We start from the raw sequence: 6,375 nt of genomic DNA, 5'->3' as shown, positions 1-6,375 counted from the left end.
ATCCGGCTGATCACCGATCCCTCCACCTGGGGAATTTCCGTCCGCCCGAAATGGGGAAAATTAGGTCGCCGTTGACAGCTGTTGCAGACAGAAATGGCGAGACAAACACTGGCCTGAATACCTCCTCCATCGCCCTGGGAGCCGCCCTGAAAACCCTTCACTTTCTGTCACCCCAGGCGAAGCGGGATCTCGTCGTGGCTTTCCTTCAAGGCGACATCCGCTGTTTGGGGCGAAGGGGGGATCGAATGGGCGGAGTCCTCCTCGATGTCGAGCAGGTTCGGAAATTTCAAATGGACAGCCGAAGTGCGATCTTCCAGTCGGCTCGCTCGGCCGCAGAGGTGGCGGACCTGCTGCAGTGCAGCAGTCTCGTGGTGGCGTCGCTCGTGCATCAAGGGTTCTTGGAAGCATTACCCGGTATTGCCTACCTGCGCGTCACGGAAGCATCCTGTGCAATTTTTGGGGGGATGTATGTCTCAGCCAATGAGGTAGCCAAGCGCCATGCCGTGGGAGTCAGACGCGTACTTAGGGTGTGCGCGGCAGTTGGCATTGAGATGATCGCCGCCGAGCGATCCGGCGAGCACAGTGAGCAGCGCTTTATTAAGCGGAGTGATGAAACCGCAATACCGGCGGAAATGCTAAGGCGAAAAAATGAGGCCATCATAGTTCGTCAGAGGAAGGAAGTGGGTCGGGTCAACTCGCTTGAAAAATTAGAAAATTATCTGTTTGGTCTTCGGAAGACGGGAGCATTGTTACCCCGTCGAGCTGGGCTGCCGAATAAGGTTGTGATAGCGAAAGCCGCCGGTGTCGACCGCAATCTCTTTTATAAGAAGGAGTGCATAGCCCTACTCGAATCCTTCGATGCGGAAGACCGCAACCGGGCCTCAATCGAAAAACGCGACGATCTCGCGGCTTTCAAACGCTACCTCGTAGAGATCAGACGTCAGGGCATTTTATTGCCGCGGATGACTGGTGGGCGGCCCAACAAGTGCGTCATCGCGGAAGCCTGCGGGTTTCACAGGAACATTTTTTATTCAAACCCAACCGTCGCTGCGGCCTTGGAGGACTTTGCCCGGACCGAAAGTGCGAGTCAGCCTTAGTGGCAGGTTTGGCCGCGCCCAAATCCGAAAGGGGCCATCCGGCCCCCTTCGGGGTCACCTAACGAAAGTGCATACCTTGTACGCTAAGGCCGTACGAAACAGGAACTCATATGCGTGCAGGGATTGAGGCGGCCTTCAAAGCGCCTCCAATCTTATCTCTGCTCAATGTCCCCGTGGCCGGATATTCGGAACCTCGATGCCGAGTGTATCCGCCAGCGGTTTCCAGGCCGCTTCGGCGGTCAGCACCGGCAGCCCCAACGCCATGACGGTTGCCAAACAACAGCGGTCACCCAACGATAGCCCCGCAGATCTGGTGCTCGGGCGAAGCTGGCCTGCCTTCGCGGCGAGGCCAGCATCCAGTGAGACAACTTCGATGCCGAAAGACAGGCGACCGGAAAATCTCAGGGGATAAGCGTGCGGGAAAGGTGGATTGGCGACCCGGCCTTCGAGCCGGATGCTCTATTGCTTCCCTTGAATCGGCGCGCCCGATTTTTGCGAGTCCGTCCCCGGCACCGTTATCGTGGGGGGTAGCGGTAAGCCGTTGGGATGTCGCCCGGACCGGCCCGCAAGCTTTCCAACGTGGCGGTTTCGCCGTAGACTGCGGCCCCGTTGGTCTCCGCCGCCAGGGTGGGACGGGCGAGGGGGGATTTGCTGCCATGGCTGGGGAAAAGACGCTGCGGGTATTCATCTCGTCGCCGGGCGACGTTCGTCCGGAACGGCTGATCGCGGCCCGCGTCATCCGGAACCTGGACCGCGAGTTCCAGCATTATTGCCGGATTGAATCGGTGTTGTGGGAACGCCAGCCGCTGGCCGCCACCCGCAATTTCCAGGATGGCATCGACCCCCCGCCAAGCCGGTCCGACATCGTGCTGGTCATCGTGTGGTCGCGGTTGGGCACGCCCCTGCCCGAGACCCGCTACCGGGGCGCCAAGACCGGCAAGGCACCGGTTACCGGAACCGAATGGGAGTTCGAGGACGCGTTCGCCGCCGCCGAACTGTCGGGCGGCGCGCCGCATCTGATGGTCTATCGCAAGACCGCGCCGGTACTGACCCAGCTGGGCGGCGACACCGAGGAGGAGCAGAGGGGGCAGAAGGCCATGGTGGACGGCTTCGTCGCCCGGTGGTTCTCCACCACGGCGGACGGCACCCTGGCATCCCACGCCTTCCGGGAGCCGGCCGAATTCGAGGAGATGCTGGCCACCCAGCTGCGCGCCAGGATATTGGATACCCTGGGCGACGTGGACATTCCGCGCCGGCGCTATTTTGGCTCGCCGTTCCGCGGCCTGGAGTCCTTCGAGCCCGAACACGCCCAGATCTTTTTCGGACGCACCCGCGCCCGTCACGAACTGCGCGAGGCGGTGGCGGCGGGCCTGGGGGATCAGCGTCCCTTCCTGCTGGTCATGGGGGCGTCGGGTTCGGGCAAGTCGTCGCTGGTCAAGGCCGGGCTGCTGCCCGATCTGCTGCAACCCACCATGCTGCCCGGCGTCGGGCTGACCCGCTGGGCGATCTTTCGTCCCTCCGATCGCGGCAATAATCCCTGCCTGTCGCTGGCCACCGCCATCGCCGCCCCCAAGGCGCTGCCCGCCATCGCCATGGGAGTGGATGCCATGGCGGCGGCCGGGCCGGCGGAATTGGCCCGCGCGGTGGCGGACGCCCTGGCCGACCAGGCGCAGATCGAGGATCTGGCCGCGCCCTGGCGGCCGGCGCTGATCCTGGTCGCCGACCAGTTGGAGGAAATATTCTCCGAGACCGTGGCGGAGGCCGAACGGGCACGGTTCATCGATCAGGTCGGGGCGCTGGTCACGGCCGGTGGCGCCATCGTGGTGGCGACCATGCGCAGCGACTTTTTCGACCGCCTCGACGAAGTGCCCGGCCTGGTGGTCCTGACCGAGGGGCGGGGGCGGGTGTTACTGTTGCCGCCAAACGACGCGGAAATCGGGCAGATCATCACCGAGCCGGCCAAGGAAGCGGGTCTCAGCTTCGAGACCCGCCCGGTGTCGCGGCTGGCATCGGGGGGGATGGACCCCGACGGCGGGGTCCGGCTGGACGACGAACTGCGCCGGGCCGCCACCGCCCAGCCGGGGGCGTTGCCGCTACTTGAATTCACCCTGGAACAGCTTTGGCACCGCCGTACCGAGGCGGGAGACCTGACCTGGGACGCTTACAAGGCGCTGGGACGGCTGGAAGGCGCCATCGGCTGCAAGGCCGAGGAGGTGCTGGAGCGTCAGTCCGCCGAGGTGCGGGCCGCCCTGCCCCGGGTGCTGTTCGCCTTGACCCGGGTCGAGCAGGGAGAGAACGGGCGCACCATGGCCCGGCCGGTGCCTCCGGCGAGCTTCGCCGGGCACGGCCCCGACCTCGCCCTGGTCAACGCCCTCAGCGCCGCCGACGCCCGTCTTGTGGTGGCCGGCGAGGACGGGGTGCTGCGTCTGGCGCACGAGGCGTTGCTGACCCACTGGCCCCGCGCCCGTGAAATCGTCGAGCAAAGCCGTGCGGATCTGCAACTGCGTGACCGTCTGCACCAGGTGGCGGCCGAATGGGCGGCCGAATCGGGGCGGCAACGCACCGGGTTCCTGCTGCGCCAGCCGGTGCTAGGACAGGCGCGCGACCTGGTGGCCCGGCGCGGGGGGGAGTTGGACGGCGGGATCGTCGCCCTGGTCGCCGAATCGGAGCGTTACGACCGGCGGCAGCTGCGCCGGCTGCGGGCGGCGGTGGCCGCCTTCGCCCTGCTGGCGCTGAGCGCCACCGCCGCCGCGTTCGTCGCCAATGAACAGGCGCACGAGGCTAGGGTCCAGCGGGAATCGGCGGAAAACCAGTTGATGGCCAGCCTGTCGGCCCAGGCCATGCTGCAATTGGGAAAGCGGGAATGGGTGCCGGCCAAGAAATCGTTCATGAAGGCGATCCGTATCGCCCAAGGCCGGGGCGTGCATCCCTTGCCGTCGCTGCTGGGCTTCCAGACCGCCAATGCCAGTGTCCAGGAACCGTATCTGAGCCTCGACGCCGGCAATCCGGTCACCGCGCTGGCCGTTTCCAAGGACCAGGCCCTGCTGGCGGTGGGCGACGCCGCCGGAACCATCCGCCTAGTGGAGCGGCGGACCGGCGCGCGCCAATGGATGACGGCGCCCCTGGGGGGGAAGGTGGCGGCCGTCGGCTTCCTGGGCGCCGGGTCCGACATGGTGGCCCTGTTGCAGGACGGAACGCTGGTGGGGCTGGGCGGGAAGTCCGGCGCCGCCCTGTTCCGCAAGACGCTCGGCGATTCTCCGGTGGGGGTCGCCCACTGGGACGCGGCCACCCGTCGCATGCTGTGGATGGCCAAGGACCGTCCGGCGCTGCTGATCTTCGACACCGCCGAGAACAAGTTGCGGCAACTGACCCTGCCCAAGCGTTACCACGCGGTCCGGCAGCTGGGCCCCGACACCCTCCTGCTGGGCAGCACCGACGGCGCCCTGGTGGTGGAGGACGATTCGGTGACCGCCAACCTGTCCAGCACGGAGAACCACGCCCTGATGTTCGCCTTCCAGGTGACGGCGATGGCGGCCGGGCCGGATGGCCGCGTGGCCGTGGGGACCAGCGACGGCGTGCTGGAGATCTGGAGCCTCGCCACCCGCAAGCTTGTGCGCAGCCGGCGTCTGAAGCTGGCCGCCATCACGTCGGTGGCATTCGTCGGCACCGGGGCGTCCCAAAGCATCCTGGTGGGTGACGGCAACGGTGACGTCACCCTGATCCGCTCCAGCGACGAGGTCCGCGACCTTTACATCCACGACGGTCCGGTCACCATGGTGACCGGACTGGCGGACGGCACCGGACTGGCCGCCGGATGGGATGGCCGGGTGGTCGGGCTGGACTTGGGGGGCAACAGGCCGCCCATGGCCAGGATGCTCGACGCGGGGCTCAGCCCGACCTTCGGCATCGCGCCCGGCGGTGGGCTGCTGCTCGCCACCGGCATCCTGGAGCGGGACATCGTCTTTTTCGATCCGGTCACCGGAATGCGGTTGGGCAAGATCGCATTCGAAACCGAGGTGAGCCACGCCTCGTTCCTGGCCGACGGAAAAATGCTGGTCGTCGAGGACAATGGGCGGGTGCTGATCGCCGATGCCGCCACCGGCCAGCCGGAACGGGTGATCCGCGATGACCGAAACCGGTTCTCGTATTTCTCCATGTCGCGGAATTCCCGGTGGTTCGCCGCCGTCGGCGAGGACCACAACGTCTTTCTTCATGATTTGACGCGGGGGGAGAATTTCACTCTCCGGTATGCGGGGGCGCAGGCGATCGCGGTTTCGGACGACGGAACCGTCGCCCTGGTCGCCACCGGCGGCCTGGCAATGTGGGATCCCGCCAGGGCCAGGGACAAGGCTCTGTGGTCCCGCGAATCCGATGGCGGCGGCAACGTGTTCTCCCTGGCGGTTTCCGTCGACGGGGCCTTCATCGCGGCGGGGCACGACAACGGCATGCTCAGTCTGTGGGACGCGCGTACCGGACGGATGCAGAAGACATGGCGCGGCCATGACTCGACAGTACGCGGCATGGCGGTGTCTGATGACGGGAAGTACCTGATCTCGGGCGGATTCGAGGGGACGGTCCGAATCTGGGATGCCAGCACGGCCGAACAGATGTTTTCGGAAAGCGGCATCAAGCCCATTCAATCCATCACCGTCCGGGATGGTGTCGTCGCCGTCGGCGTGATGGGTGATTCGAGCGTCTATGGCGAGTATGACGGGGTCGTTTGGGATTCCGGGCGGATCGCCGATTATATTCGCACCCAGGAGAAGCTGAATGTTGCCGTCGCTGGCCCCATGGCTCCGGGGAGCGACCTGCTGCAGCACTGGTATGGCCTGCGTTCGAACTGGAAGGAAGCCGATGCCCTAGGCGAGGGCGACACGGGGGGGCGCGATCACCTCGCCAAGGCCATCGCCAGGGGAAACCGTCCCGAGGCGGAACAGGCCGTCGGACGCCTGAAGGCCGGCGCCCGGACCAAGGCCGAGGCGCTGGCCCTGCACTGGTGGGGGCAATACGTCCAGGGCATGGAGGACACGGACGCCGCGTTGAAGGAGTGGCAGCGCCTGCTGGACCAGAATCGCTGACCGGAAAACCCGGAGGCGACCCTAAGCCATTGGAAGCGCTTGGCGTAGGAAAGGAAACCGCCACCAAACTGACCTGCCATGGTAATCTTCCTCCAGTCTGAAGTAGGGGGCACCTAACGAAAGTGGGCACCTCCGGAAACTGGCGTCGGCTCGGGTTTCGTGATTCCCTATCCGTATGACGGAACAGGGGGCGGATATGA

General features: G+C 65.6%; 2 protein-coding genes. Both read left to right on the top strand.

Going from position 1 to position 6,375, the window contains the following annotated elements:
• On the top strand, nucleotides 1-1,097 hold a 1,097-nt coding region (locus A6A04_RS17240; RefSeq protein WP_216636125.1), incomplete at its 5' end, for a hypothetical protein.
• Nucleotides 1,098-1,753: 656 nt separating this feature from the next.
• Nucleotides 1,754-6,175, top strand: a complete 4,422-nt coding sequence (locus tag A6A04_RS17235; RefSeq protein ID WP_068495122.1) for an nSTAND1 domain-containing NTPase — start codon at nucleotides 1,754-1,756, stop codon at nucleotides 6,173-6,175.
• Nucleotides 6,176-6,375: the final 200 nt, after the last annotated feature.

This window comes from Paramagnetospirillum marisnigri (assembly GCF_001650715.1).
GTDB lineage: Bacteria > Pseudomonadota > Alphaproteobacteria > Rhodospirillales > Magnetospirillaceae > Phaeospirillum > Phaeospirillum marisnigri.
The sequence above is the reverse complement of the archived record's forward strand: the minus strand, read 5'-3'. Positions and strand labels throughout refer to the sequence as shown.